Genomic DNA, 26,696 nt, shown 5'->3' on the forward strand with positions numbered 1-26,696 from the left:
GTCACGTGCCGCACGGCGTGGTGCGGCCGTGAGGCATGCCCATGATTGGTCTGGACCAGGTAACTGTCAACATTCTTTACGGTTTCATTCCCCATTGCTTGCCTGGGGCAGCAACTGGCTTGGGAAATGGGGGAGTTGGCTACGAATGCGCGGTCAGTCGAGATGGAGTGCGGTCCGGAGGTACGGAGCCGTACGGCTCTCCGGGGACCGGGCCACGTCCATCGGTGTCCCCGTTGCCACGATCCGGCCGCCCCGGTCGCCGCCACCGGGGCCCAGATCGATCACCCGGTCGGCACCCGCGACCACCGCCATGTCGTGCTCCACGACCACCACCGTGTCGCCCGCGTCGACGAGACCGTGCAACTGCCGCATCAGCACCTCGACATCGGCGGGGTGCAGCCCCGTCGTCGGCTCGTCCAGCAGGTACAGGGTGTGGCCCCGGCGGGTCCGCTGGAGCTCGGTGGCGAGCTTGATGCGCTGGGCCTCGCCACCGGACAGCTCCGTCGCGGGCTGACCGAGCCGCAGATAGCCGAGTCCGACGTCGAGCAGGGTCCGCAGACTGCGCTCGGCCGCCGGCGTACCCGCGAAGAACCCGGCCGCCGACTCCACCGTCAGGTCCAGCACCTGGGCGATGTCCAGACCGCGCAGGGTGACCTCCAGGGTCTGCGGGTTGTACCGCGCACCGTGACAGTCCGGGCAGGGCGCGTACGTACTGGGCAGGAAGAGCAGCTCCACGGAGACGAACCCCTCGCCCTGGCAGGTCTCGCACCGCCCGCCCGCCACGTTGAAGGAGAACCGCCCGGCCCGGTAGCCGCGCTCCCGCGCCGTCTCCGTCGCGGCGAACAGCTTCCGAACGACGTCGAAGAGCCCGGTGTAGGTGGCCAGGTTGGACCGGGGGGTACGGCCGATCGGCCGCTGGTCGACCTGTACGAGACGGTCCACCGCCTCCAGCCCCTGCGCCGAGGCGCACCAGGGCGCGGGGCGCTCCGCGGCCGGCTCCGCGGCGCCGGTCCGCCGGTCGGCGAGGGCACCGGCCAGGACCTGTCCGACCAGCGTCGACTTCCCCGACCCCGAGACCCCGGTGACGGCCGTGAAGACGCCGAGCGGGAACTCGGCGTCCACGTCCCGGACATTGTGCCGGTCGACCCCGTTCAGCCTCAGCAGGCCCGACGGCGTACGGACCTTCCGTCGCGGCGCGGGCCCGTCGTCGAAGAGGAAGCGCCGGGTGGCCGACTCCGCCACCTCCGCGAGCCCGGCCGGGGGGCCGCTGTGCAGCACCCGGCCCCCGTGCTCGCCGGCCAGCGGCCCCACGTCGACCAGCCAGTCGGCCCGGCGCACCACATCCATCTGGTGCTCCACGACGAAGACCGAGTTCCCGGCCTCCTTCAGCCGGCCCAGCACCCCGAGCAGCGACTCGGTGTCCGCCGGATGGAGACCGGCCGACGGTTCGTCCAGCACGTAGACGACCCCGAAGAGCCCCGAGCGCAACTGGGTGGCGAGGCGCAGCCGTTGCAGCTCGCCGGAGGACAGGGTCGGGGCGGTGCGGTCGAGGCTGAGATAGCCGAGGCCGAGCTCGGTGACCGTCTCGATCCGGGCGAGCAGATCCGCCGTCAGCACCCGGGCCGTCTCACTGCCGCCCGCCGCGCGCAGCAGCTCGGCGAGCGAGGTCAGCGGCAGCGCGGCCAGCTCCGCGATCGTACGGCCGGCGAAGGTGACGGCCATCGCCCGGGGGCGCAGCCGGCTGCCGCCGCAGGCCGGACACGGGGCACTGGCCAGGAACCGCTCCGCCTTCGCCCGCAACGTGCGGCTCTTGGAGTCCGCGAAGGTGTGCATCACATAGCGGCGGGCACTCATGTACGTGCCCTGGTAGGGGCGTTGGATGCGCCCCGCCTCCCGTACCGGATGGACCGTCACCACCGGCTGCTCGTCGGTGAACAGGATCCACTCCCGTTCCTCGGCGCCCAGCTCACCCCACGGCCGGTCGATGTCGTACCCCAGCGCGTCCAGCACATCGCGCAGGTTCTTGCCCTGCCAGGCCCCCGGCCAGGCGGCGATCGCCCCGTCCCGGATCGACAGCGAGGGGTCGGGGACCAGCAGCTCCTCGGTGGTGCGGTGGATCAGGCCGAGCCCGTGGCACTGCGGGCACGCCCCGGCGGCGGTGTTCGGCGAGAAGGCGTCGGAGTCGAGCCGCTCGGCACCGGCCGGGTAGTCCCCGGCCCGGGAGAACAGCATCCGCAGGAAGTTGGAGAGCGTGGTGACCGTGCCGACGGACGAACGGGCACCGGGCGCCGAGCGGCGCTGCTCCAGGGAGACCGCGGGCGGCAGTCCGGTGACCTCGCCGACCGCGGGCGCGCCGACCTGATGGATCAGCCGGCGCGCGTACGGGGCGACCGACTCGAAGTAGCGGCGCTGGGCCTCGGCGTAGATCGTCCCGAACGCGAGGGAGGACTTCCCGGAGCCGGAGACACCGGTGAAGACGGTGAGGGTGTCGCGCGGGATGTCGACCGAGACGTCCTGGAGGTTGTGCTCACGGGCGCCGCGCACCCGGACGTACGGATCGTGGGGGGTGGACATGTGCGCGGGCACTCCGTACGGATCGGGGCAGGGCCGACGGCCTGGGTCGTGTCCGGCGGATCAGGCCGGACACGATCCAGGGACAAACAGTCTGATTCTAGACATCGAGCGGCGGCCCGTGATTCCGGTGCCCCTGCCGGGCCGGCCCTGCGGATCGGTGCGGAAGCCCCCGCCTACCGGGAGGGACGCAGTGCGCGCTTGATGGGCCTTCCCACGACGCTGCGGGCGCGCTGGTACGTGGACCGCTGGGCGGGCAGCGAGGCGTTCTTCTGGGCCTTGCGCTTGAGCCGGGTGTTCTCGGCGGTGAGTTCGGTCAGCTGGGTCTGGAGCCAGTTCAGCCGTGTCGCCATCGTGGCGGGGTCGGAGCCGACCCAGGGGCGGACGCCCGGCGGGAAGGACAGCCCGCTCATCCGCTTCTCGAAGGCCGCGCCGCCGTCGCCGTGGGTGAAGGTGTTCTCCAGGCCGTTCTTGTCGAGGAAGTTCATGAACCGGTCGAACCGCTCCTGGTGGCCGCGCATCAGCGGCCCGAAGTCCGCCGAGGCGTGGAGGTCGGCGGGGTCGAGGTCGGCCGGGACCTTGGAGAGCATCCGGTGCGGGATGTCGAAGTAGCGGCACAGCTCCAGCGTCCGGGAGTCGCCGCAGAGGACCGTGGCCGGCGTTCCGGCCAGCAGTGCCGCGATGTTGCCGTGGATCCGGGACCCGAAGGAGAAATCGAAGCCCCTCAGGTCGTCCATCCAGGTGACCGGGTCGATGTAGACCCGGACCTTGCCCTCCTCGTACATGGGGTGGTCGGGGTGGGTGGGGATGCCGGTCACCGCGGCGTTCGGGTGGGACAGGTCGCGCCAGTGCAGCTGACGGGCGTCGGAGAGGTTCTGGCCGATGAACCTGAGGTGCGGGTAGCGCGCGTGGGTGCGGTCGATGATCTGCCCGAGCTTGTGCTTGCGCACCGCGTCGTGCGATCCGTTGACGGCGACGCGGGACTCGGGCCCGAGCGCCCGGCCGTCCTCCCGGATGGTGAGCCTGCTGCCGTTGAGGAACATCGAGGGGCAGCCGATGACATCGACGTCGCGGAATCCCATGTCCCGCAGATACCGCTCGGTGAACTCGCCGCGCACACCGATGGAGGCGCTGTGGTCGAGTACGGCGGAGACGAACGCGTAGACCGTGGACTGCATCGGCTTCAGCCGGTCCGCGGAGTAGTTGACGCCGGTCTGGGCGCCGACACCCGGGACCACGACGGGTATCTTCAGCTTCGAGATGAGCTGGGTCAGCCGCCCCAGTTGCGGTTCGAAGGAGGGCCGGAAGGCGTTGGCGAGCGGGATGACGAAGACGTCGTACTCGCTGTTGATCCGGTCGGCGTCTGCGACCCGGGTGGTGATCCCGTTCGACACCACCTGCGAACGCGGTGTCTCAAGGATCTTGTGTGCGGCATCGCTGAAGATCAGGTTGCCCGAGTTGGTGGCGAACACGTCCTCGTGGAGAGCGCGCTCGACAGGTACGACGTCGTAGGGGCTCTTCCCGGATCGCAGGAGTATTCGCTTCACATCGTTAACGTTGGATGCCACAAAACTGAATATAGCTTTACAAACGCAAGTGGATCCATGCGGATCCTGTACAACCTTTTGCGATCCGTGCGGAACGTGAGGAGCTGATCACCCATCCGTGCGCGCGAGCGGGCGCGCGCGGCGGCGGATGTCCGGTGCGCCCCCACCGGCTTCCCCGTGCGGCCCTCTTGAGCCCCCGACGGCGCCGACCGTACGCTGCGTCCTGCGCGCAGGCACGCCTGCCGGGGAGGAGGTGGAGGCGCCGTCCTGGCCGACTCGCTGTCCGAGGGCGACATTCTCGAAGCGGTCGCCCGGCACATCGGCCGCCCGGGGCAGGGGCCGCAGTTGCGGCGGGCCGGCGCCGGCATCACCCGGCTTCCGATGCTCGACCTGAGCATCGTCCGCTCCGTGGAGACCCGTAGCACGCAGCCGGAGTCCAGACCCGGCACGTACGACATATCCGGACGGGAAACCTACGAGGGCGAGCTCCGCGACCATCCGGTCGAACCGCCGAAGGATCCGGCCCGATCGCGGAAGGTGGAGCTGGTGCTCCACGGTTCGCTGCGCACGGTGGCCTGCGGCTGCGACGACGGGCGGCAGCCCTGTTCGCGCTGCCGGGCCCAGGGGAACCTGCGCTGCGAGCCCGGACCGTTGTGTCCGGCCTGCGAGGGCGTGGAGCCCTGCACCTGGTGCGACGGCACGGGCGAACGCCGCAAGGGCCGGGCGCCGGCCGGATCGTCGCGGGAGCGGGGCGCGGCCGGACGGACCACCTGCCTGAAGTGCCGCAAGCCCCGCACCGCCTGTCCGCAATGTCAGGGGTGGGGCACCAAGAAGTGCCCGAAGTGCGACGACACCGGATTCCGGGACTGCCCGGTCTGCGGGGGCGAGAGGTCGACGGAACACACCCCGTGCGACGGCACGGGCCTGGTCACCCTGTGGACGGGCGGCTCGGTCGGGTATGCGCCGCAGCGGAGCACGGTGAAACTGCCGGACCCGGCACCGCCGCTGCGCGTCCGCCGGCAGGCCGGACGTACCGGTGCGTGGCAGCGGGCCACGCTGACCTCGGTCGGCGAGCCGATACCCGAGGCGCTGGATCCCGCCCACGTCGAGGCCGTCGAATCGGCACTCGCGCCCCGGCCGGACGAGGTGGCCAGACGGGCCGAGATCGGGTGGCTGCAACTGGTGGCGGTCACGATCCCGGACGACCCCGACCACGTCTTCCACGTCTTTCCCGGACCCGACGGTCCCCAGGTGCTTCCGGTCTGGTCGAGACGCAGGTCCCTGCGGGTGGCCGCGGTGGTGGCCGGGGTCGTCGTCCTCCTGCTGCTGGTGGCCGCGCTGGTCTGATTTGCTGGGGGCGTGAGAAGCGACCACCGGCCCCTGGCCGTATTCGACTTGGACGGCACGCTCGCCGACAGCGGCCACCGGCAGCACTATCTGGAGGGGCGCCGGCGCGACTGGGACGGCTTCTTCGCCGCGGCCGTCGACGACCCGCCGCTCGCCGAAGGCGTACGGCTGGCACTCGACAGCGCCGGGAGCTGCGAGGTCAGGTACCTCACAGGCCGGCCCGAGCGCTGCCGCCGGGACACCGTGGCCTGGCTGGCGGAACAGGGGCTGCCCGAGGGGCGCGTGTACATGCGCCGCGACGACGACCGCAGGCCGGCCCGGCGCACCAAGCTGGAAATCCTGAAGCGGCTGGGCCGGGAGCGTGAGATCCGGATGCTGGTGGATGACGACGAACTCGTCTGTGACGAGGCAGAGCAGGCCGGCTTCACCGTGGTACGGGCCCGCTGGGCGAAGGCATCGGCCGCCCTGCGGGACGCGCAGGAGCGGGAGGGCCGTACCTGAACCCGGCGGCGTGCGACACCCGGCGGCGTGTGACACCCGGCGGCGTGCGACCGGCCGGACACCGCCGTGGTCCGGTCGCGCCGCGGCGGTGGTGCGGGGTGGCGGGTATCGGGTGGCAGGTATCAGCTCGTCTCGTCGAGCCGGAAGCCCACTTTCAAGCCAACCTGGAAGTGCTCCACCCGGCCGTCCTTGATCTCGCCGCGCACCTGGGTGATCTCAAACCAGTCGAGATTGTGCAACGTTTCAGAAGCTCTTGCGACGCCTCTGCGGATGGCGTCGTCCACGCCCTCATGTGAGGTTCCGACGATTTCGGTGACCCGGTAGGTGTGGTTTGACATCTTATGTCTCCTCTCGTCCCTACTACGGTGCCCCAACCGGCCCGAGTCCGCGAGGGGTCGAAGCGGCGAATGGGTTGTGAACGGTGCTTGACCAAATCAATGGTCCATACCAAAATCCAGCCACGCCCGTGCGAGCGCCGCCCGCAGTCCCCCACACCGGGTCCTGAATTAAGCCGTGCCGTTTCGCAGAAGGTGAACCTGGTGAAGAACCGCATACTCGTCGGAGCCGTCGCGCTCGTTTCCACTTTTGCCCTGGGGGGATGTGGCCTGCTCTCCGGATCGGAGGCGTCCGGCAGCAAGAAGGTCACGATCTGGCTGATGAAGGACAGCGTCTCCGCCGATTTCCTGAAGCGGTTCACCAAGGAGTACAAGGACGAGCACCCGTCCGTCGAGCTGGAGTTCAAGTTCCAGAGCTGGAGCGGAATCGGCCCGAAGGTCATCGGTGCACTCAACGGCGAGGACACCCCGGACGTCATCGAGGTCGGGAACACCCAGGTCGCCCAGTACGCGGAGAGCGGCGGCCTGCGCGATCTCACCCTGGAGTCCGTACGTGACCTCGGCAGCGAGGACTGGCTGCCCGGTCTCGCCGCCCCGGGCAGCATCGGCGGCATGCAGTACGGCATTCCCTGGTACGCGGCCAACCGAGTGGTGATCTACAACAAGGAACTCTTCGAGCAGGCAGGCATAAAGAACCCGCCGAAGACCCGGGACGAGTGGATCGCGGACAGCGGGCAGCTGAACCGGAACGGAAATCAGGGGATCTACCTCGCGGGCCAGAACTGGTATGTCCTCGCCGGATTCATCTGGGACGAGGGCGGCGAACTCGCCGAGGAGAAGGGCGGCCAGTGGGAAGGAGCCCTGGACAGCCCCGCCGCGCTGCGGGGCATGAGCTTCTACAAGGAACTCCAGGAGCTCGGTGACGGCCCGAAGGACGCGGACGAGGAAAAGCCCCCGCAGGCCGATGTGTTCGCCGAGGGGAATGTCGCACAGATCATTTCGGTGCCCGGCACCGTCGCGCAGATCGAGAAGAAGAATCCCGAACTCAGGGGAAAACTCGGCTACTTCCCGATTCCCGGCAAGACCGCGAAGGAGCCCGGCTCCGTCTTCACCGGCGGGTCCGACCTGATCGTCCCGGAGAAGGCGGACCAGCGCGCCGAGGGCATCGAGGTGGTCAAGGCGCTGGCGGGCCGGAAGTGGCAGGAAGAGCTCGCCAGAACGATGAGCTACGTGCCCAACAAGCCCGACCTCGCCCGCGTCATCCTGGGTCAGGAAGGCACCGCGGCGATGGCCCGCGGCGCCACGAAGGGCCGCGCGACCCCCAACTCGCCGCAGTGGGCGGACGTGGAGGCCGACAACCCGATCAAGCCGTACATGACGGCGGTGCTGGAGGGCGGCGACCCGCAGGGTGAGGCGAAGAAGGCCTCGGTGAAGATCACCTCCAAGCTCACCGCGAGCTGACCCGCACGACACACCCGGACGCCCCCGGGATTCAGCCTTCGCACATGTCGGCTCTCCCGAGCGGTCATGTCGAATCCAGCCGGTCACGGAAGAAGTAAGGGGCCGGGCCTTCGCACCCAGTGCGGCGGCCCGGTGGCCGCCCTTGCCGATCCGTCCCCGGAGACCGTCATGAACGCGCTGCCCGTCACCTCCCTCCCCACCGCGCCCGTCGTTCCCACGCAGCCCGTCGCCCCCGCCCCGCCGCGCTACCGGGTGTCCCTCGCCGCCGACCAGGACGAGGTCCGCGCCGCCCAACGGCTGCGCCACCTGGTCTTCGCCGGTGAGCTGGGCGCCAGGCTCGACGGCCCCGAACCCGGCCTGGACAGCGACGCGTTCGACGCGTACTGCGACCATCTGCTGGTCCGGGAGGAGACCACCGGCGACGTCGTCGCCACCTACCGCGTGCTGCCGCCCGACCGGGCCCGGATCGCCGGACGCCTCTACGCGGAGAGCGAGTTCGACCTCGGCCGGCTCGGCCCGATCCGCGACGACCTGGTCGAGGTCGGACGCTCCTGCGTCCACCCGGACCACCGCGACGGCGCCGTCATAGCACTGATCTGGGCCGGACTCGCCCGCTACATGGAACGCACCGGCCACAACTGGCTGGCCGGCTGCTGCTCCATCCCCCTCGCCGACGGAGGCACCGCGGCGGCCGGCGCGTGGGAGACCGTACGGACGAAGTACCTGGCACCCGAGGAGCACTGGGTCACCCCGCACCGCCTCTGGCAGCCCACCGGGGCCGCCCGGACGGACCCGCCCATCGGGCTCGCCACGCTGCCGCCGCTGCTCCGGGGCTATCTGCGCCTCGGCGCCCGGGTGTGCGGGGCACCCGCCCACGATCCCGACTTCGACGTCGCCGACCTGTACGTACTGCTGTCGCTGCGCCGCACCGACCCCCGCTACCTGCGCCACTTCCTCGCTCTCGCCCCGCTGCGATGAACCCCTGGCTGCCCACCGCCCCCTGCACCCCGGGCGTCTGCACCGGTCACGATGGCCGCGTGCGGGGCCGCCCGGCCGCCGCGGCCCTGCTGCTCGCCGGATGCCTGTGCATCATGGCCGGGGCGCTGGGCGCCCCGTTCGTGGCGCTGCTCGGCGCGGCACGGCGGGAACGGCTGATCCGGCGCTGGGCCCACGGCGTCGTGCGTGCCTTCGGGGTGCGGGTCAGGATCGTCGGTGGACCGGCGGAACCCGCCGGTCCACCCGGCACGACGGGCACGCTCGTCGTCGCGAACCACATCTCATGGCTGGACATCCCGCTCGTCGCCGCCGTCTTCCCCGGCCGGATGCTCGCCAAGAGCGAGATCCGCGGCTGGCCGCTGCTCGGCCCGCTCGCCGCACGCGGCGGCACGCTCTTCGTCGAGCGGGACCGACTGCGCGCACTGCCCACGACCGTGCGCACCATCGGGGCGGCGCTGCGCGGCGGTTCACGTGTGGTCGTCTTCCCGGAGGGCACCACCTGGTGCGGGCGCGGCCCCGGTGGCCGGTTCGCACCCGCCGCCTTCCAGGCCGCGATCGACGCGGACGCGGCGGTGCGGCCGGTACGCATCACCTACCGCACCACACCGCCCCGGCGCACCGGAACCGGCCGGGCGGGTCACAACGCACCAGCGGAGCACAACGAACCGCCGGAGCACGACGAACCGGCCGGTGCGGCCGCGTTCGTCGGCGACGATCCGCTCGTCGCCTCCCTGTGGCGGGTGGTGACGGCAGCCGGCCTGACCGCCGAGATCCGCGTACTGCCGCAGATCCCGACGGCCGGCCGGGCGGACCGCCGTGACCTGGCCCGCCGCGCTCAGACCGCCGTCGCCAACGAGAGCGCGAACCGGCCGCCGGAATCCGTCCACCACTGAGCCAGCCGCAGCCCGGCCGCTTCCAGTTCCGCCCGGACACCCTCCTGGCGGAACTTGGCCGACACCTCCGTACGCAACTCCTCGTCGGCCTCGAAGGGCACCACCAGATCCAGCTCCGGGATCTTCACGGTGTGTGCCCGACGGGCCCGCAGCCGCATCTCGATCCACTCCTGTCCCGGGTCCCAGAGCGCCACATGGTCGAAACCGGCGGGGTCGAAGTCCGCCCCCAGCTCCCTGTTCACGACCCGCAGCACGTTCCTGTTGAATTCCGCGGTCACCCCCGCCGCATCGTCGTACGCGGCGACCAGCACCTTCTCCTCCTTCACCAGGTCCGTGCCGAGCAGCAGCGCGTCGCCGGGGGAGAGCAGCGACCGTACGGACTTCAGGAACACGGCGCGCTCGGCGGGCAGCAGATTGCCGACCGTGCCGCCCAGGAACGCGATCAGCCTGGGCCCCGGGGTGCCAGGCAGCGCCAGACCGCCGGTGAAGTCGGCGATCAGGGCGTGCACGGACAGTTCGGGCCGCTGCGCGAGGAGGGCCTCGGCGGCCCCGCGCAGCGCGCTCTCGCTCACATCGACCGGCACATAGCTGTGCAGCGCGGGCAGCGCGTCCAGCAGATGCCGGGTCTTCTCGGACGAGCCGGACCCCAGCTCGATCAGGGTCCGTGCCCCGGAGGCCCGTGCGATCTCGTCGGCGCGGTCGATCAGGATTTCCCGCTCGGCGCGGGTCGGATAGTACTCGGGCAGCCGGGTGATCTCCTCGAACAGTTCACTGCCGTGCGCGTCGTAGAACCACTTCGGCGGCAGCGTCTTCGGGCGCCGGGTCAGACCGTGCAGCACGTCGGCGCGGAGCGCCGCGTCCGTCGCGTCCGCCGGCAGGGTGCGGGTCAGCAGAAAGGGACTCACGCGGTGGGCTCCTTGAGCGGGGTCAGCAGAACTTCGGCGCGGGTGGCCGTCAGCAACGTGCGGTCGGGGACCGTGCGCCAGCGCGGATCGTCGTCGTACGGCTCCGAGGCCACGACCGTGCGCAGGCCCGGCCCGGTGAGATACGACAGGGTGTCGCCCCAGGCCGTCGCCACGATCGTCGCGCCGTCGGTGAGCAGCAGGTTCAGCCGGGACTCCGGCGCCGCGGCGGCCACGTCGAGCACGGTGTCGGAGACGGCCTGCGGCAGTGCGTCGCCGTCGGCCAAACGGTGCCGGACGAGGGCCCAGACGAGGGCCGAGTCGCAGCGCGCGGTGAGGGCGAGCAGTTCGGCCGGTGGCAGCGTCGCGGCGAGCGGGGCCACGGAGTGCGGCCAGCCCTTCACCGCACCGTTGTGGCTGAACAGCAGTGTCCCGGCGGCGAACGGCGCGGCCGCCGCCTCGCCGTCGGCACCCGCCTCGGTGGCATCACGGACGGCGGCGAGCAGCGCCGTGCTGCGCACCACCCTGACCAGGTCGGCGAAGGTCTCGTCGCCCCAGACCGGGCCCCGGCGCCGGTAGCGTCCGGGCACCGGATCGCCGTCCGCGTACCAGCCCACGCCGAAGCCGTCCGCGTTGACGGTCCCGTACCGCTGGTGTCTCGGTTCCCAGGACTGGCGCACGAGCGAGTGCGGCGGTCGCGTCAGCAGTTCACCGAGGGGTACGAGCGGTCCCAGGTAGGCGATATGACGGCACATCAGACATCCCTCGCGGTACGGAAACCGGAGAAGATCTGCCGGCGCACCGGCAGGTCCCAGTTGCGGAACGTCCCCCGGCACACCACCGGGTCCACGGCGAACGAACCGCCGCGCAGCACCTTGTGGGCCGGCCCGAAGAACACCTCGGAGTACTCGCGGTAGGGGAACGGCGAGAAACCGGGGTAGGGGAGGAAGTCGCTCGACGTCCACTCCCACACATCGCCGATCAACTGCCTTGCTCCGCATGGAGATTGGCCACTCGGATAGGCCCCGGCCGGTGCGGGCCGAAGATGGCGCTGACCCAGGTTCGCCAACTCCGGGGACGGGTCCTCGTCGCCCCAGGGATAGCGCCGCGAACGTCCGGACGCCGGGTCGTGGCGCGCCGCCTTCTCCCACTCGGCCTCCGTGGGCAGCCGGCGCCCGGCCCAGCGGGCGTAGGCGTCGGCCTCGTACCAGCTGACATGAAGCACCGGTTCATCGGCGGGAACCGCCTCGGTGACCCCGAAGCGACGGCGCAGCCACTGACCGGCGTCCCGGTGCCAGAAGAGGGGGGCGGTCAGCTCGTGCTCACGGAGCATCGCCCACCCCTCGGGTGCCCACCAGCGCCGCTCCGTGTAGCCGCCGTCCTCGATGAATGCCTGGTACGCACCGCAGGTGACCGGGGTCGTGTCGATGAAGAAGCCCGGTACGTCACGCACGTGCGCCGGACGCTCGTTGTCCAGGGCCCAGGGCTCGGTGGAGGTCCCCATGGTGAACGGGCCTCCGGGAACCAGGACTTCGGCCGCAAGGCCCGCCGCGTCGGTGGGGGCGGGCGGCACGGGCGCGGTCAGCACGGCCGGACCCGACCGGAGCTGATGGGTGATCAGCATCGTTTCGTCGTGCTGCTGTTCATGTTGGGCGATCATCCCGAAGGCGAACCCGGACCGTACCAGTGGCCGCGCGCCGTCCAGTGCGGTGCCGTCGAGGACGTCCAGGGCCCGGCCGCGTACCTCCGCGGCGTACGAGCGCGCCTCGGCCGGGGCCAGCAACGGCAGCGAGGGGCGGGTCGCCCGGGGATGCTCGAAGGCGTCGTACAGCCCGTCGATCTCCGGGCGCATCGCCTCCCGCCCGGCCACCGCGCGCAGCAGCCACAGCTCCTCCTGATTGCCGATGTGCGCGAGGTCCCAGACCAGCGGGGACATCAACGGCGAGTGCTGGGCGGTCAGTTCATGGTCGTCCACACTGTCGGTGAGCAGTGCGGTGCGTTCTCTGGCGGTGAGCAGCGCGGCAAGAGCGCGCTGCCGGAGCGCCTCGGGGTCCGCCCACCGGGGTGCGGATCCGGTGGGCGTGGCGGAATCGTTCATGAGCGGCACCCCTCCCAGGGGCGGCCCGGACCGCGGGGCGAGCCCGGCGCGAGCAGTTCGGGAAGATCGTCGGCCGGACATCGGCCCCGGGCGACGAAACGGTCGTTGAAGCCGGCCACGGCGTCCTGCACGGCCTTCGTGGCCCCCATCCGGGGCAGCGCCTCCAGCGCGGCCCCGAAGCAGGTGACCGCCGCGGCCCGCAGCTCGGGATCGGCCAGGCCGTCGCGGGCCGCGCCGACCCAGAGCGGATTGCGCGGCGCCGGCTCGGCCCCGGCCGTCTCGGCCAGTGGTTTCACGGTGCGGTACACGGTCTCGGCGGCCTCCGGGTCGTCGAACAGGGCAGTGGTGACGGCGAGCGGCACCAGCCACCCGTCCGCACCGTGCTGTGCGTCGATCATGCGCAGCTCCAGGTGACCGCGCGGGCGCACGGGCGGGAACAGCGTGCTGATGTGGTAGTCGAGATCGGCGCGCACCGGTGGTCTCGGCGCGCCGGTCCGGATCCATTCGCGGAACGACAGCCCCTCCGGCACGTGCCAGGGGCCCCCGTCGCTCCGGATGCACATCACCGGGGTGTCCAGCACATGCGCCGCCCAGGCGTCGCGCGGCGGCAGCAGGCCCGGCGGCGCCAGGGACCGCCAGGGATCGAGGTCGGCCCAGAGCGACTGCCGGGCGGACCGCCAGGCAGTCGGGCGCCCGAGCCGGAAGGACGAGTTCGCGAACGCCGCCACCAGGACGGCGCCCAGCAGATGCGAAAGCTGCCAGCGCCGCCCGTAGCCGAGCGGACCGGGCTCCTGCTCCCCGGCGTCCAGACACACCTGGACGGACGCGGTGGTGCACATCATGGCGCGACCGGCCGGTCCCGACCGGTCGAAGGCGACCTCCATGGCGTCGTAGCGGGGCTCGTGCAGCAGACGGCGCGGCGGGTGCCACGGGTCGACGCCGAGCCCCACCGGCACGAGGTCCACCCGGTCCAGGGCGTCACGTACGGCGGTGAGATCGGCGGCGGTGGCATCGATACACGCCATCAGGGAATCGGCGGGGCGCGAGCTGAGTTCCAGCTGGCCGCCGGGCTCGAAGGTGAGGGCCGCGCTCAGGGGCAGTGCCCGGAGGATGTCGGCGGCCGCTTCGAGGCGGTGGTGCGGGACCGGGACGCGAGGTCGATCCCGGTCGTGGATGAGCCATTCGAGTTCCACGCCGACCCTGCGGGGCGGTCCCGTCTTGAAGCAGATGCAGCGCAGTAAATCCTCCGCCTCACCCTCGCCGAGGGGCGGGGAATGGCCGGGCGGACCGTGGTCCCCGGGGGTGTCGGACGACATGCCGGGCCTCCTTCTGTCGGTGCCTCCCCACCACCCAAACCCCTGTGGATGGATCGCACAAGAGTGCCCCTTCGGATCGGAAATCCGGTTGCGCCCATGCCGCCGGAGCGTCGAGCATGCCCCGTATGCACCACACGGGGGAGTACCGATGAGCGCACGACTGCGCGGCATCGCGCGTGAGACCGAGGCCATCGTCGAGGCCGGCCGCTACCGCACACCGGACGGGCGCGAGGTGAGCATCGAACGCGCCCTGACCACCGCACTCTCGGGAACCAGGCTGTACGGCCCCGAGCCGGTCCCGGTCGCGGCACTCGACCACGACCGCACCACGGCCGTCGAGGTCACCGACGAGAGCAGCCTCCGGGCGGCGCACCGGATGACCACCGAGGGCCCCGGCAAGGTCGCCGTCCTGAACTACGCCTCCGCCCGCAATCCCGGCGGCGGATACCTCAACGGCGCGCAGGCCCAGGAAGAGGCGCTGTGCCGGGGCTCCGCCCTGTACGCCACCCTGCTGCGCGCCCCGGAGTACTACGCCCACCACCGCGCCGAAAGCAGCGCCTTCTACACCGACCGGGTGATTCACTCGCCGGGCGTGCCGGTTTTCCGCGACGACCGCGGGCGGCTGCTCGACACCCCGTACACCGCGGGCTTCCTCACCTCCCCGGCGCCCAACGCCGGGGTGATCCGCAGCCGCACCCCCGAGGAGGCCCACCGCATCCCCGCCGCGCTCGCGTCCCGGGCGGAGCGGGTGCTGGAGGTCGCGGCGGTGCGCGGGTACCGCAGGCTGGTGCTGGGCGCCTGGGGCTGCGGGGTGTTCCGCAACGATCCGGCGCAGGTGGCGGGGGCGTTCCGGGCGCTGCTCCTGGACGGCGGCAGATTCGCCGGCCACTTCGAGCAGGTCGTCTTCGGCATCCTCGACCGCAGCCCCGGATCAGCCACCCGGTCCGCCTTCAGCCGGACGTTCGACCAGAACCTTCCGGGGGCCCACTCCCAGCCGTAGGGCCTCTCGTCCGGACCATGCCGGGCTCGCGTGCCCCGGTGCGCGGGGCCGGTGCGCGCCCGGATCGGGCACGCACCGGCAACCGCCGCCCGGACCGATCAGGAAGGCGAACCACCCTTCTGGTCATCCGTCAGGAAGGCGAACCGGCCTCCTGGTCATCCGTCACCGAGATCCGCTGCTTGCGCGGCGCGGGTGGAACGGCCGGCGCGGCCGGAGCGGTCGGCGTGGCCGGAGCCACCCCGTTCACCTGCGGGTCCGGCCGTGCCGGGTCGTGCTGGCCCATCGTGGCCAGCAACTGCCGGGCCAGCCCCAGCCCCGTGCCGCCCATCGTCAGCGCCTTCGCGAACATGTCCGACATGCCGTCGGCCCCGTTCAGCAGCACCATGTGGTCGACACTGCCGAAGGCACCCGCGCCCGCCTGGACGATCTCGGGCCACTTCTCGGCCAGCTGCTGGGCGACGACCGCCTCCTGGTTCTCCGCCAGGGCCGCGGCCCGCGCCTTGATCGCCTCGGCCTCGGCGAGGCCCTTGGCACGGGCCGCCTCCGCCAGCGCCAGCCCCTTGGCCTGAGCCGCGGCGGCCTCCGCCTCACCCGTGGCCCTGGTCGCCGTCGCGGACGCCGCGCCGCGCGCCTTCGTGGCCTCGGCCTCCGCGAGCGCCGCCGTCTTGACACGATTGGCCTCCGCGACCGCGGCGAGCTCCGTCTCCCGCGCCTTCGCCTCGGCGGCCGAGATCCGGGCGTCGCGCTCGCCCTCGGCCAGGGTGCGCTTCTCGTACGCCGCGGCGTCCGCGGGCTTTCGGACATCGGCCTGGAGCTGCTGCTCACGCCGCTGGGCCTCCAGTTCGGCGACCCTGGTCTCCTGGACCACCACCTCCTGCCGGGCCGCCGCGTCGGCGAGCGGGCCCGCCTGGCGGGAGCTGGCCGCCGCCTTGTCGCGCTCGGCCTGGTAGCCGGCCTGCAGGATCTCGCTGTCCCGGGTCGCCTCCGACATCCGGGCGGCGGCCTGCTGCTCCGCCTCGGTGGCCAGCCGGTTCGCCTCGGCCTGCGCGATGCGGGCGTCCCGCTGAACGGCCGCCGCGTGCGGCATCGCCAGGTTCTTGATGTAACCCGTCGGGTCCTCGATCTCATGGATCTGGAGCGAATCGACGATGAGCCCGAGCTTCTCCATCTCGGTCCCGCAGGCGGCCCGGGTCTGCCCGGTGAGCTTCTCCCGGTCCCGGATCATGTCCTCGACCGTCAACCCGCCCACGATGGACCGCAGATGACCGGCGAAGACGTTGTGGACCCGCTCCGACATCAGCTTCTGCTGATCGAGGAAGCGCCGGGCCGCGTTGGCGATCGACACGAAGTCGTCGCCCACCTTGAAGATGACGACGCCCCGCACCCGCAGCGGAATCCCCTGGTGCGTGACGCAGTCGACGGAGAGTTCGGTCTCGTTGAGATCCAGGGACATCTTCCGCACGGCCTGGACCCCGGGCAGGACGAGGGTGCCGTGACCGGTGACGATCCGGAATCCCATGCCCTGCCCCAGGCCCTCGGTCCGGTGCTTGGAACCCGAGATGACCAGTGCCTCGTTCGGCTCGGCCACTCGCCACATCAGCTTGAACAGGCCGAACAACACCATGATGGCGGCGAGTACGAGACCCGCCGTGACGCCGATGACCATCGGCATGCGCCCCCTTATCGCGGCACCCCGTCGGCACCGCTGAACACGGGGGAGTCTTCTCCTGCTCACGGCGGTGCAGAAGACGCGTGCGGATCCTTGCCGAATCCTTGACGAAGAAACCCGTCAAGAACCGCTCGCGCGAGCCTCAACTCCCGTACACGGGCGCCACATGGACCGTGCGCGGCGGCAGGTGCTCGATCACCGTCACCACCGTGCCCACCTCGATGCGCGCCTGCCCGGGGGCCGGATGCGCGAGAAAGTGCTCCGCGCCGCCCCGGATCTGTACCATCACCTCGCCGACCAGTCCCGGACCCACCGTCCCGGTGACCCGGCCGAGCAGCCCCACCATCGAGGAATCATCCATGCCCCGGAGCGTACCCACGCACAGCGGGTCTGGAAGACTGCCGGACGCCATGAGCCAGTTACCGAACCAGCCCACCCAACGCCCCGTCCCCACCAGCGCCGACGTCGCGCGGCTCGCCGGAGTCTCCCGGGCCACCGTCTCGTACGTGCTGAACAACAGCTCCACCGTACGGATCAGCGAATCCACCCGCCGCAGGGTCAGGGAGGCGGCCACCGAACTGGGTTACGTACCGCACGCGGCGGCGCGGAGCCTGCGCGCCGGACACACCCGCATGGTGCTCCTGCCCACCGTGGCCTTCCCGACCGGTCCGCTCCACCAACGGTTCTTCCACGACCTGGAATCGGGGCTGCGCCGCCTCGACTACACCGTCGTCCAGTACGGCAGCACCGGCCTGGACCCCGACGACGCACCCCGGGCCTGGGCCGAACTCCGCCCCGTCGCCGTGATCGCCCCCGGCACGATCCCCCTCGGCGCGCAGGGGATATCCGTGCTCAGGCGGTCCGGGGCCAAGGCCGTGATCACTCTCGGCCCCCGGCCGGTCCCCGGTGCCCACGCACTGGTGATGGACCAACGGGAGGTGGGCAGCTGCGCGGTCGGCCATCTGGTGGAACGCGGCCGGCGCCGCATCGGCGTGGTCATGCCCGAGGAGAGCGGCCTCGCCCTGTTCGCCGAGCCCCGGCTCACCGGGGCCAGGCAGGCCGCACAGCTCCACGGGGCGCGGGCCGAACCACTGCCGCTGCGGTACGACGAGGAGTCCGCCGCCCGGCTCGCCGCCCGCTGGCGCACCCTGGGCCTCGACGCCGTGTTCGCCTACAACGACGAATACGCGATGCTCCTGATGCGGGCCCTCCAGGACGCGGGCATCGACGTGCCCCGCGAGGCCGCCGTGGTCGGTGCCGACGACCTGATGCTGGGCAGGCTGCTGCGGCCCCGGCTCAGCACCGTACGGATGGAGCTGGCGACGGCCCAGCCACTGGCGGACCTCGTCGACCGGCTGGTACGGAACCCCGGCGGCGCCCCCGAGCACCACGACCTGCTGCGGGTCAGGGCGGTCGGGCGCGAGTCGGCCTGAGGCGCCGGGGCCGGGCGCGGCGGCCGGACCGCACCGCGCCCCCGCGCGGCAACGTGCGCACCACCCGCCGCATGCCTAGCGTCATGACCATGAGCCATCCGCAGAGTTACGAGATCCTGCTGGTCCCGCGATTCGCCGAGGAGACCACCACCGGCGCAGCGGAGTCCGAATCCGACGCCGCCGGGTCCGGGGCCGCCGGGTCCGGGGCCCCGGAATCCGGCGTCGCGGAATCCAAAGCCACGGGATCCGGCGCCGCGCCCGAGGCCGAGGTCACCGAGCCCGGCGGGGCCATCCGCTCGGCGGTCGTGTCGGCGACCGGTGAGACGGGTGCGTCGGGTTACCCCCGGTATTCCGGCGAGGGCATCGTCGCCGACATCGACCCCGAGACCCACGCGGTCGAGGCGCTGCTCGTCGACGGCGCCGAGTTGTCCTACGGCCTCTCGGCCCGGGTCAAGGAGACGGACGCCGGGACCGGCGCCGACCGCTGAGGCCGCGCGCCCGGCCCGGACCCGGATCCGGCCGGGCATGCCGACGGGCCCGACCGGGTCGGCCGGGCCCGTCACCCCGCGCGGAACGCGGGGCGAGCGCGAAGCGCCAGGAGCGTGCGGCCCTACTTCTGGCCCTTCTGCTGCTCCTCGATCGACTTGCGGACCTCATCCATGTCCAGCTTCCGCGCCTGCCCGATCACATCCTCCAACGCCGCCTCGGGCAGCGCTCCGGGCTGAGCGAACACCGCCACGTTCTCCCGGACGATCATCAGCGTGGGAATGGAGCGGATCTCGAAGGCCGCCGCCAGCTCCTGCTGGGCCTCCGTGTCGACCTTGGCGAAGACCAGGTCGTCGTGGCGCTCCGACGCCGCGTCGTAGACCGGCGCGAACTGCCGGCACGGGCCACACCAGGAAGCCCAGAAGTCGATCAGGACGAAGTCGTTGTCACTGACGACCTGATCGAAGTTTTCCTTGGTGAGCTCAACGGTGCTCATTGTCTGATACCTCTTCCTGTGCCCGCTCGGACCTGTCCCAACAACGGAGTCTGCATCCGCGGTATTCCGCCTGCCCATGTGGCCGTCGTGCACACCCCCGACCAGACTGTCCCCATGACAGATCCTTCAGCGAACGTGAACGCCGAGTACGACGTCGTGGTGATCGGGGCGGGTCCGGTGGGCGAGAACGTCGCCGACCGCGCCCGTGCCGCCGGACTGAGCACCGCGGTCGTCGAGGCGGAGCTCATCGGCGGTGAGTGCTCCTACTGGGCGTGCATGCCCAGCAAGGCCCTGCTGCGCCCGGTGGTCGCCCGCGCCGACGCCCGCCGCGTCCCGGGGCTCAGCGACGCCGTGCAGGGGCCGTTGGACACCGCGGCCGTGCTCGCCCACCGTGACACGTACGCATCGCACTGGAAGGACGACGGGCAGGTCGCCTGGCTGGAGGGCATCGGTGCCGACATCTACCGGGGCCGGGGCAGGCTCACCGGCGAGAAGGCGGTCTCCGTCACCGCGCTCGACGGCACAGAGCACCGGCTCACAGCCCGCCACGCCGTCGCCGTCTGCACCGGCAGCCGCGCCGTCGTCCCCGACCTGCCCGGCATCGGCAAGGCCCGCCCCTGGACCAGCCGGGAGGCGACGAGCGCCAAGAAGGTGCCCGGCCGCCTCGTGATCGTCGGCGGCGGGGTGGTCGGCGTGGAGATGGCCACCGTCTGGCAGGCCCTCGGGGCTCGGGTGACGATGCTGATCCGCGGCACGGGGCTCCTGCCGAAGATGGAGCCCTTCGCCGGCGAACTGGTCGGGCAGGCGCTCACCGAGGCGGGCGCAGACATCCGTACCGGGGTCTCGGTCGCCGCCGTACGGCGTGCGGTACCGGACGGCCCGGTCACCGTGGAACTGGACGGTGGCGATCACGTCGAGGCCGACGAGATCCTCTTCGCCACCGGCAGGGCACCACGCACCGAGGACCTCGGACTCGAAACGGTGGGTCTGGAGCCCGGCACCTGGCTGACCGTCGACGACAGCTGCCGCGTCGACGGCACCACCTGGCTGTACGCGGTCGGCGACGTCAACCACCGGGCGCTCCTCACCCACCAGGGCAAGTACCAGGCACGCATCGCGGGTGCCGCGATCACCGCCCGCGCCGCCGGCGCACCGCTGCGGGAGACCGACTGGGGCGCCCACGCGGCCACCGCCGACCACGCGGCCGTCCCCCAGGTCGTCTTCACCGACCCGGAGGCGGCCTCGGTCGGCCTCACCCTCGCCGCGGCCGAGCGGGCCGGCCACCGGGTCCGGGCCGTCGACCACGACCTTGCCGCGGTGGCCGGTTCCGGCCTGTACGCGGACGGATACCGGGGCCGTGCCCGCATGGTCGTGGACCTCGACCGGGAGATCCTGCTCGGCGTCACCTTCGTCGGGCCGGGCATCGGCGAGCTGCTGCACTCGGCGACGATCGCGGTCGCGGGCGAGGTCCCCATCGACCGGCTCTGGCACGCGGTTCCCGCGTACCCGACGATCAGCGAGGTCTGGCTGCGGCTGCTGGAGTCGTACCGGGACGCTTGAGGGCGGGGCGGGCCGGCGGTGAGGACGGCGGCGAGCAGTGCGGACGTCGGTCCTGGGCGACCGGCCCGACGGCCGGCCCGAGACCTACGCGGAACTGCGTTCGTCGGAAAACGGGGTGCCGGGTCGACCATCACCGCGCACGCCCGCACTTCTACCCGACTGTGTCGCAGCCGGATGACGACGGGGCGGGGTCGGGCATGGGCGACAACGGCTGTCCGCACCGCAGGTTCCACCGGCCGGAACGCCCGCTGAGCGCGGTCAGCGTCAGCGGGGCGACGTCCAGCCGCCAGAACGCCTCCACCGGCAGAGCGAGGGCCGCCACCATCATCGCCCGTACCACCGCGGGTTCGACGACGCCGAGCACGCGGTGGCCCCCGGCGCCCTCGGCGGAACCGGTCGCCCCCACCGTCTCCAGCCAGTGTTCGGCCCGGAGGCAGAGATCCAGCAGGGACTCGCCGCCGTGGGGAACCGCCGACGGATCGGTCAGCCAGGCCGACACCGCCTCCGGTTCGGCCGCGCTCACCGCTGCCAGCCGCCGACCGCTCCATCGCCCCATGTCCCAGCCACGGAACGCCGGTTCGGGCCCGGCACGCAGCCCCAACGCGTCGGCGGTCCCGGCGCACCGTTCGGAGGGCCCGCACAGATACCGGTCGGCGGCGGGCACCGCCGCGGCGACGCCCCGCGCCCGGCGGGCCCCGGCCGCGTCGAGCGGCGCGTCACCGTCGAAACGGGCCTCCCGCAGCGCGGCGTTGAGCGCCGGTGAGATCAACATCACCTTTACGGGCATGACCCGGTCAACTCCCTGAACTCTGGCCCCATGGGTGTGCCCACCATGGCATCAGGGCGCTGCGGCCGCCGTCGGCACCATGGCAGGGGGTTGCCCCCAAGGAGTATCGTCACGACGAGCATGACGTAGGTGCGACGGAAGTCCGGTGAGAATCCGGCACGGTCGCGCCACTGTGAACCCGTCTCCGGGCGGGAAGTCAGACCCAGCACCTACGTCTCAGGCACCACGATCGGGACGCGTGTTCCCTCAGGAGGTTCTGCCATGGCACAGACTGCTGCCCCCGCCACCGCCGTACCGGCGATCACCCCCATCTCCCTGAAGGCCATTGCCCCTTGGGCGGTCTTCTTCGGCGTTCTCATGCTCGTACTGCTGTACTTCGTCGGCGCCGAACAGGGCGCCACCGCGGTCATCTCCGGCGAAGGTGTCCACGAGTGGGTCCACGACGGCCGCCACCTCCTCGGTTTCCCCTGCCACTGACGTACCGTCCGATCCTGGGGAAACCTCATGAACTCCATATCTGTCAGAGCCCTGCTCGTCCGCGGCATGCTGGCCGGCCTCGCCGCGGGCGCACTCGCTCTGCTGGTCGCCTACTTCCTCGGTGAGTCGCGTGTGGACGCGGCCATCGCCCTGGAGGAATCGCACAGCCATCACCATGGCGGCGGCGAGGAACTGGTCAGCCGCACCATGCAGTCCACCGCCGGCCTCGCCACCGGTGTCCTGGTCTTCGGCGTCGCGATCGGCGGCATCGCCGCCCTCGTCTTCTGCTACGCCCTCGGCCGGATCGGCAGATTCGGTCCACGGGCCACGGCCGCACTGATCGCGGGTGCGGCCCTGCTGACGGTGTACGTCGTCCCGTTCCTCAAGTACCCGGCCAATCCGCCGGCCGTCGGCAACCCCGACACCATCGGCCCGCGTACCGCCCTGTTCTTCCTGATGGTCGCCCTGAGCGTGCTGCTGGCCGTCGCCGCGGTCATCCTCGGCAAACGGCTGGCTCCCCGCCTGGGCAACTGGAACGCGACGATCACGGCATCCGCCGCGTACGTCCTGGTGATCGGGCTCGCCTACGCGTTCCTGCCCTCGTACAACGAAGTCGGCAAGGACTTCCCGGCCGCACTGCTCTGGGAGTTCCGCCTGAGCACCCTCGCCGTGCAGACCACTCTCTGGGTGGCGTTCGGGCTCTTCTTCGGTTATCTGACGGATCGGTTGCTCGCGCCGGGCACCGGCGCAGTCACCACCGCGAACAGCGGCGCCGGACGGGCGGCCACCGCGGCCGGCTGACCGGCACCGCCCACGCGGGCCGACGACCGGAACCCCGCCCGGACCCTCCCGGCGGGGTTCCGGCGTTCCGCCCCGCGCCGGCTCACCGCCCGGGCCGCGGGCTCCAGTCGATCCGGTAGTACTTCAACCGCTCGTCCTGCCGCACCAGGCGCATGCCGGCGGCTTCCATGACGCGCTGGGACGCGGTGTTGTCCAGGTCGCTGTCACCGTGCACCCGGCTCACCCCCTGCTCACGGGCGAACAGCAGCAGGGCGCGCAGCGCCTCGGAGGCGTAACCCATACCCCGTGCCGAGGGGACGAGGCCGTAGCCGATCGTGACCTCTCCGTTCTCGTCCGGCGCACCGTGGAATCCCAGCCCGCCGATCACCAGCCCGTCGGTGCGGCGCCGTATCTCGTACGAACCGAAGGGGCTGGGATCGCCTGTCGTGGCACAGGTGTCGAGGAAGCGCTCGGCCGCGGCCATCTCTCCGGGGGACGGATAGCCGGGTGCCCAGCACTCCCCTTCGCCCGGCGTGCCCGAGATCACCCGCAGGGCGTCGGAGCCGTTCATCGGGCGGAGCAGGAGGCGAGGCGTCTCGATGTCGGTCATGAGGAAGTGAAGTATCACGTGGGGCGGGCAGGCGGCATCCCGGATTTGCCGGGATGCCGCCGCGGTTGCCGATGCCCGCCGCCGCGGGCTCACGCGCCGGCGGATCCCTGGGTGCTCGTCCGCCCCGGGCCGGAGTCGAACTCACCGGAGAACGCCGCAGCCATCCGCAGATGACCGGCGGCCTCCGCGCCCCGCCCCTGCCGCTCAAGGGTGCGGCCCAGCATCAGCCGTGCGTAGTGCTCCACCGGGTCGAGCTCCAGCACCGCCCGCAGTTCCGCCTCGGCCTTTCCGAGCCGGGCCGAGTGGTAGTAGGTCCGGGCCAGCAGCAGCCGCGGCGACACCTGCTCCGGGACCTCCTCGACCAGCCCCTCCAGGATCCGGGCCGCGGTCATGTACTCCTTCGCCTCGAAGAACATCTGCGCACGGTTCCAGCGGTCGGCAGCCGTGCCGAACTCGTAGTAGGTGTCGCTCACTTGACCTCCTTGGTCACGGACCGTTCCGGGGTGGTGCCCCGTTTCGTCCAACCGCTGACCGAGCCGCTGCCCGGCCACCCTGTGATGGCCTGAACGCCACCTGTTGATTGAATATTCCACTAAATCATCGGCGTGGGTACCGGCGCTCCCGGGTCTGCTCGGGAATAGGTTGAGCGCCATGAGCAATCTCGATCGCCAGGCCACACTCTCCGTCTGCGGAGGGCGGGGCTTCGTCGTCGCCGAGCCCGTACGCGAACTCCTCAACCCTCGTCACGTCCGGCTGGGCGAGTCCACCGAGGTCCGCAGACTGCTGCCCAACCTGGGTCGCCGGATGGTCGGTGCCTGGGCGTTCGTCGATCACTACGGCCCCGACGACATCGCGGACGAACCCGGGATGCAGGTGCCGCCCCACCCCCACATGGGCCTGCAGACGGTCAGCTGGCTGCACGACGGCGAGGTCCTGCACCGGGACAGTCTCGGCAGCCTGCGCACGATCCGCCCGCGCGAACTGGGGCTGATGACCTCCGGCCGGGCCATCAGCCACTCCGAGGAGAGCCCGAAGGCCCACGCGAGGTTTCTGCACGGCGCCCAGCTCTGGGTCGCGCTGCCGGCCGCCCACCGCCAGGTCGAGCCCCACTTCCAGCACCACACCGACCTGCCGACCGTCTCCGCCCCGGGTTTCACCGCCACCCTGATCCTGGGCGAACTCGACGGCACCACCTCGCCCGGTACCACGTACACCCCGATCATCGGCGCGGACGTCGCCCTGGCCGCCGGAGCCGAGATCCGACTGCCGCTCGACCCCGACTTCGAGTACGCGGTGCTCTCGATGTCCGGCCGGGCCGAGGTCGACGGTGTGCCCGTGCCCCCCGGTTCCATGCTCTATCTCGGCTGCGGCCGCACCGAACTTCCGTTGCGCGCGGACGGCGACGCGGGCCTCATGCTCCTGGGCGGTGAGCCCTTCGAGGAGGAGATCGTCATGTGGTGGAACTTCATCGGCCGGTCCCACGAGGAGATCGAGGAGGCCAGGCAGGCGTGGGCGGAGGGCTCCCGCTTCGGTGAGGTGAAGGGCTACGACGGCGACCGCCTGCCCGCTCCCGAACTCCCGCCCGGCCCCCTCAAACCGCGTGGCCGGGTACGTTGATGTGGCCTTTTGCGGCCTGCGCCGGCTTTCGAGTCAGGGAGTCGGCGCTGCTCGCGGCACTTCGCGGAGCGACGTCGAAGGTGCGGAGTGTCGGAAGGTGACCTCGGGGTTGTCCTTGTCCTGGCCGTCGAACAGCGGGGCGTCCTTGCCGCGCAGTTGCTTGTCGAAGAAGGCGCCCACGTAGTCCCGGGTGATTTCCGCGGCCCGCTTGCCGGGCAGGCCCTTCGGGTCGTCGGCCCCCAATTGGCCGCCGAGCGGGGCCAGGTCGGTGAAGGCGAAGTGGTCGGCGCCCGCCACCGTGGCCCAGCGCTTCCAGCCGTCGAGCTTCTTCCAAGCGAAGTCCCATGTCCTGTCCTCGCTGCCGGGGCTGTGGTCGGCCTCGGTTCCCAGCATCAGGAAAGGCCGCCCGGGGAGGCCGGAGTCGCTGCCGGAGTCGATGAACGGGCCGTCCAGGTTCGCCCCGGCGCGTACGCGTGAGTCCTGGGCCATGGTGGCGGCGGCGCCGGCGCCACCCAGGGAGTGCCCGGCCATCCCGACCTTGTTCCTGTCGATCATGTCGGCATGCTTCCAGGGCGACGCGCTTGCGAGCAGTTGGTCCAGTGCGAAGGAGAGGTCCTTGGCACGGCCCTCCGCGGCGGGCTGGAAGGTGGTGGGACCGACCTTCCCGCAGGCCGCGCAGGGCAGGATGCCCTTGCCCGGGAAGGCGACACCAGCAGCCTCATAGGCGTGGTCCACGACCGCGACGACGTAGCCTCGGCTGGTCAGGTCCTGGGCCAGGCCGGTGAGGGTCGCGCCCGGGGTTTTGAAGCCGGGCGAGAGGACGACCAGCGGAAACTTCCCCGACCCGGGCTTCGCGCCGGCGTACGTCTGCGTCCGGGTGCTGCTGAGTACCTTGGCGGGGATCTCCAGCTCCATCTGCTTCAGGAAGGCCTGGGCCCCCGCCGTGCTCATGTACGGGGCGGTCCTGCCGCGTGCCTTCTGCGCGGGGTAGTACATCGACACCATCAGCTCCCTGTCGCCCGCCTTCGGCACCCATGGGTCACGGCGGCCCTTGTCGACGAGGTGCAACGAGTCGCGCCCCACCGCGTACTCACCGGTCGGGGCAGGAAGCGCGAGGCCCTCCTGCCGGTCCTTGGCAGCGGCATTGCGAGAGGGCGAGGAGGAGGACACCGATGCCGTGGCCTCGGAGCTGCAAGCACTCAGAGCGGTAACGCCTGCGGCAACAGCGCCGGCGAGCAGAACCTTGATGGCTCCGCGACTGCGTACGGACATTTTCATCACCTTTCCTCAGTGGCCGCCTGATTGCGTGACGGCCTCGGAAACCAACGTAGGAAATCCGGGACAGGAGAGAATCACGCGGGAGAGCCAACCCGAGGAGTAGCTCCTGAGAGTCAGAGGCCGGGTCAGGAGCGCGGCAGGTTATGGCCATGTGCGATCTGAGCTGCACTTTCGTGGAAGAGATGAGTGAGGGCACACGCGCGCATTTCAGCCCGAGAAAGCGAGAACACATTTATGAGTGGGCTGCGCGGGGGCGATTTGAAGGCTGAGCAGAAAAAGAGACGCAGTGCGCGTCTCTCCGCCTTTGAAAAACCTTGGACACACCTGGCACACCTGGCACACCTGTGGCACACCTGGCGCGCCACGCGCAGGCTCTGGGCCATGCGTGCCGCTCGGACGTGGGCCGGGTCGGGGCCCCCCCGGGGGGGGGGGGGCCCCCCCGGGGGGGGGGGGGGGGGCCCCGCGCCCCGGGGGGGGGGGGGGTGGGAGTGGTCGAGGGAGTGTGGGGGGGTGGTGGGGGGGTTGGGGGCGGGTTG

At 71.5% G+C, this 26,696-nt stretch carries 26 protein-coding genes and 1 riboswitch; of the genes, 12 read left to right on the forward strand and 14 right to left on the reverse strand.

Annotation, left to right across the window (positions count from 1 at the left end; genetic code table 11):
* Window positions 1-153: 153 nt before the first annotated feature.
* Together uvrA and ACFYY1_RS31980 are read right to left on the reverse strand one after the other, a co-directional pair.
* Window positions 154-2,574 carry an excinuclease ABC subunit UvrA gene (gene uvrA, locus ACFYY1_RS31975; protein WP_388591745.1) on the reverse strand — a complete coding sequence of 807 codons (2,421 nt, stop codon included), beginning with the start codon at window positions 2,572-2,574 and terminating at the stop codon, window positions 154-156.
* A 173-nt stretch (window positions 2,575-2,747) separates the two neighbouring features.
* On the reverse strand, window positions 2,748-4,139 hold the full coding sequence (locus ACFYY1_RS31980; protein WP_388591747.1) for a polysaccharide pyruvyl transferase family protein: 1,392 nt from the start codon (window positions 4,137-4,139) through the stop codon (window positions 2,748-2,750).
* 360 nt (window positions 4,140-4,499) lie between these two features.
* On the opposite strand from ACFYY1_RS31980, the gene ACFYY1_RS31985 reads away from it, so the two are divergent.
* Both ACFYY1_RS31985 and ACFYY1_RS31990 read left to right on the forward strand, forming a co-directional pair.
* Window positions 4,500-5,465, forward strand: a complete 966-nt coding sequence (locus ACFYY1_RS31985) for a hypothetical protein (RefSeq protein ID WP_388591749.1) — start codon at window positions 4,500-4,502, stop codon at window positions 5,463-5,465.
* A 12-nt stretch (window positions 5,466-5,477) separates the two neighbouring features.
* On the forward strand, window positions 5,478-5,966 hold the full coding sequence (locus ACFYY1_RS31990) for a hypothetical protein (RefSeq protein ID WP_388591751.1): 489 nt from the start codon (window positions 5,478-5,480) through the stop codon (window positions 5,964-5,966).
* A 122-nt stretch (window positions 5,967-6,088) separates the two neighbouring features.
* On the opposite strand, the gene ACFYY1_RS31995 is transcribed toward ACFYY1_RS31990, so the two are convergent.
* Window positions 6,089-6,304: a dodecin gene (locus tag ACFYY1_RS31995; protein ID WP_388591753.1), complete on the reverse strand. Its 216-nt coding sequence runs from the start codon at window positions 6,302-6,304 to the stop codon at window positions 6,089-6,091.
* 201 nt (window positions 6,305-6,505) lie between these two features.
* Here ACFYY1_RS31995 and ACFYY1_RS32000 point away from each other — a divergent pair, with 201 nt between their 5' ends.
* The 3 genes from ACFYY1_RS32000 (at window position 6,506) to ACFYY1_RS32010 (ending at window position 9,651) form a co-directional block, all read left to right on the forward strand.
* Window positions 6,506-7,762: an extracellular solute-binding protein gene (locus ACFYY1_RS32000; RefSeq protein WP_388591755.1), complete on the forward strand. Its 1,257-nt coding sequence runs from the start codon at window positions 6,506-6,508 to the stop codon at window positions 7,760-7,762.
* 168 nt (window positions 7,763-7,930) lie between these two features.
* Window positions 7,931-8,740: a GNAT family N-acetyltransferase gene (locus ACFYY1_RS32005; protein WP_388591757.1), complete on the forward strand. Its 810-nt coding sequence runs from the start codon at window positions 7,931-7,933 to the stop codon at window positions 8,738-8,740.
* Window positions 8,737-9,651 carry a lysophospholipid acyltransferase family protein gene (locus ACFYY1_RS32010; RefSeq protein WP_388591759.1) on the forward strand — a complete coding sequence of 305 codons (915 nt, stop codon included), beginning with the start codon at window positions 8,737-8,739 and terminating at the stop codon, window positions 9,649-9,651. The genes ACFYY1_RS32005 and ACFYY1_RS32010 overlap by 4 nt, the downstream gene beginning before the upstream one ends.
* Here the strand turns inward: ACFYY1_RS32010 and egtD are convergent.
* The 4 genes from egtD to egtA are packed head-to-tail and all read right to left on the reverse strand — an operon-like array spanning window position 9,594 to window position 13,967.
* Window positions 9,594-10,556: an L-histidine N(alpha)-methyltransferase gene (egtD, locus tag ACFYY1_RS32015; protein ID WP_388591761.1), complete on the reverse strand. Its 963-nt coding sequence runs from the start codon at window positions 10,554-10,556 to the stop codon at window positions 9,594-9,596. The two genes, ACFYY1_RS32010 and egtD, sit on opposite strands and share 58 nt — an antisense overlap.
* Window positions 10,553-11,308 carry an ergothioneine biosynthesis protein EgtC gene (egtC, locus tag ACFYY1_RS32020; protein ID WP_388591763.1) on the reverse strand — a complete coding sequence of 252 codons (756 nt, stop codon included), beginning with the start codon at window positions 11,306-11,308 and terminating at the stop codon, window positions 10,553-10,555. The genes egtD and egtC overlap by 4 nt, the downstream gene beginning before the upstream one ends.
* Entirely contained in the window at window positions 11,308-12,651 is a 1,344-nt protein-coding gene (gene egtB / locus ACFYY1_RS32025; RefSeq protein WP_388591765.1) for an ergothioneine biosynthesis protein EgtB, read from the reverse strand. Before egtB ends, egtC begins: the two co-directional genes overlap by 1 nt.
* The gene (gene egtA, locus ACFYY1_RS32030; protein WP_388591767.1) at window positions 12,648-13,967 is read right to left on the reverse strand and encodes an ergothioneine biosynthesis glutamate--cysteine ligase EgtA; all 1,320 of its coding nucleotides are present in this window, start codon (window positions 13,965-13,967) and stop codon (window positions 12,648-12,650) included. The genes egtB and egtA overlap by 4 nt, the downstream gene beginning before the upstream one ends.
* A gap of 148 nt (window positions 13,968-14,115) precedes the next feature.
* Between egtA and ACFYY1_RS32035 the strand changes: the two genes are divergently transcribed.
* Window positions 14,116-14,967 carry a TIGR02452 family protein gene (locus tag ACFYY1_RS32035; RefSeq protein WP_388591769.1) on the forward strand — a complete coding sequence of 284 codons (852 nt, stop codon included), beginning with the start codon at window positions 14,116-14,118 and terminating at the stop codon, window positions 14,965-14,967.
* Between the two features lie 130 nt (window positions 14,968-15,097).
* On the opposite strand, the gene ACFYY1_RS32040 is transcribed toward ACFYY1_RS32035, so the two are convergent.
* Entirely contained in the window at window positions 15,098-16,639 is a 1,542-nt protein-coding gene (locus ACFYY1_RS32040; protein ID WP_388591771.1) for a flotillin family protein, read from the reverse strand.
* Window positions 16,640-16,778: 139 nt separating this feature from the next.
* Complete coding sequence (locus tag ACFYY1_RS32045; RefSeq protein WP_388591773.1) at window positions 16,779-16,997, reverse strand: hypothetical protein; 219 nt, start codon at window positions 16,995-16,997, stop codon at window positions 16,779-16,781.
* A gap of 49 nt (window positions 16,998-17,046) precedes the next feature.
* Between ACFYY1_RS32045 and ACFYY1_RS32050 the strand changes: the two genes are divergently transcribed.
* On the forward strand, window positions 17,047-18,069 hold the full coding sequence (locus ACFYY1_RS32050; RefSeq protein ID WP_388591775.1) for a LacI family DNA-binding transcriptional regulator: 1,023 nt from the start codon (window positions 17,047-17,049) through the stop codon (window positions 18,067-18,069).
* 89 nt (window positions 18,070-18,158) lie between these two features.
* Window positions 18,159-18,557 (forward strand): hypothetical protein, encoded by a 399-nt coding sequence (locus ACFYY1_RS32055; RefSeq protein WP_388591777.1) that lies wholly within the window; start codon window positions 18,159-18,161, stop codon window positions 18,555-18,557.
* Between the two features lie 122 nt (window positions 18,558-18,679).
* Here ACFYY1_RS32055 and trxA read toward each other — a convergent pair whose 3' ends face one another.
* Window positions 18,680-19,051 carry a thioredoxin gene (gene trxA, locus ACFYY1_RS32060; protein WP_388591779.1) on the reverse strand — a complete coding sequence of 124 codons (372 nt, stop codon included), beginning with the start codon at window positions 19,049-19,051 and terminating at the stop codon, window positions 18,680-18,682.
* Between the two features lie 114 nt (window positions 19,052-19,165).
* Between trxA and ACFYY1_RS32065 the strand changes: the two genes are divergently transcribed.
* Window positions 19,166-20,611, forward strand: a complete 1,446-nt coding sequence (locus tag ACFYY1_RS32065) for a dihydrolipoyl dehydrogenase family protein (protein WP_388591781.1) — start codon at window positions 19,166-19,168, stop codon at window positions 20,609-20,611.
* A 151-nt stretch (window positions 20,612-20,762) separates the two neighbouring features.
* Here the strand turns inward: ACFYY1_RS32065 and ACFYY1_RS32070 are convergent, their stop codons facing one another.
* Window positions 20,763-21,398, reverse strand: a complete 636-nt coding sequence (locus ACFYY1_RS32070; RefSeq protein ID WP_388591783.1) for a histidine phosphatase family protein — start codon at window positions 21,396-21,398, stop codon at window positions 20,763-20,765.
* A gap of 109 nt (window positions 21,399-21,507) precedes the next feature.
* Window positions 21,508-21,656: riboswitch (adenosylcobalamin (AdoCbl) riboswitch) on the forward strand.
* Between the two features lie 3 nt (window positions 21,657-21,659).
* Here ACFYY1_RS32070 and ACFYY1_RS32075 point away from each other — a divergent pair.
* Together ACFYY1_RS32075 and ACFYY1_RS32080 are read left to right on the forward strand one after the other, a co-directional pair.
* Window positions 21,660-21,875, forward strand: coding sequence for a CbtB-domain containing protein (locus ACFYY1_RS32075; protein ID WP_376417239.1), 216 nt, complete (start codon window positions 21,660-21,662; stop codon window positions 21,873-21,875).
* Window positions 21,876-21,902: 27 nt separating this feature from the next.
* Window positions 21,903-22,676 (forward strand): CbtA family protein, encoded by a 774-nt coding sequence (locus tag ACFYY1_RS32080; protein ID WP_388591785.1) that lies wholly within the window; start codon window positions 21,903-21,905, stop codon window positions 22,674-22,676.
* 82 nt (window positions 22,677-22,758) lie between these two features.
* On the opposite strand, the gene ACFYY1_RS32085 is transcribed toward ACFYY1_RS32080, so the two are convergent.
* Together ACFYY1_RS32085 and ACFYY1_RS32090 are read right to left on the reverse strand one after the other, a co-directional pair.
* Window positions 22,759-23,265, reverse strand: a complete 507-nt coding sequence (locus ACFYY1_RS32085) for a GNAT family N-acetyltransferase (protein WP_388591787.1) — start codon at window positions 23,263-23,265, stop codon at window positions 22,759-22,761.
* 89 nt (window positions 23,266-23,354) lie between these two features.
* Window positions 23,355-23,738, reverse strand: a complete 384-nt coding sequence (locus ACFYY1_RS32090; protein ID WP_388591789.1) for a tetratricopeptide repeat protein — start codon at window positions 23,736-23,738, stop codon at window positions 23,355-23,357.
* Window positions 23,739-23,916: 178 nt separating this feature from the next.
* Here ACFYY1_RS32090 and ACFYY1_RS32095 point away from each other — a divergent pair, with 178 nt between their 5' ends.
* The gene (locus ACFYY1_RS32095; RefSeq protein ID WP_388591791.1) at window positions 23,917-24,882 is read left to right on the forward strand and encodes a pirin family protein; all 966 of its coding nucleotides are present in this window, start codon (window positions 23,917-23,919) and stop codon (window positions 24,880-24,882) included.
* A gap of 33 nt (window positions 24,883-24,915) precedes the next feature.
* Here the strand turns inward: ACFYY1_RS32095 and ACFYY1_RS32100 are convergent, their stop codons facing one another.
* Window positions 24,916-26,154, reverse strand: coding sequence for an alpha/beta hydrolase family protein (locus ACFYY1_RS32100; protein WP_388591793.1), 1,239 nt, complete (start codon window positions 26,152-26,154; stop codon window positions 24,916-24,918).
* Window positions 26,155-26,696 lie beyond the last annotated feature (542 nt).

Origin of the sequence: Streptomyces sp. NPDC001890, assembly GCF_042891445.1 — a bacterium.
In the GTDB taxonomy this organism is placed as follows: domain Bacteria; phylum Actinomycetota; class Actinomycetes; order Streptomycetales; family Streptomycetaceae; genus Streptomyces.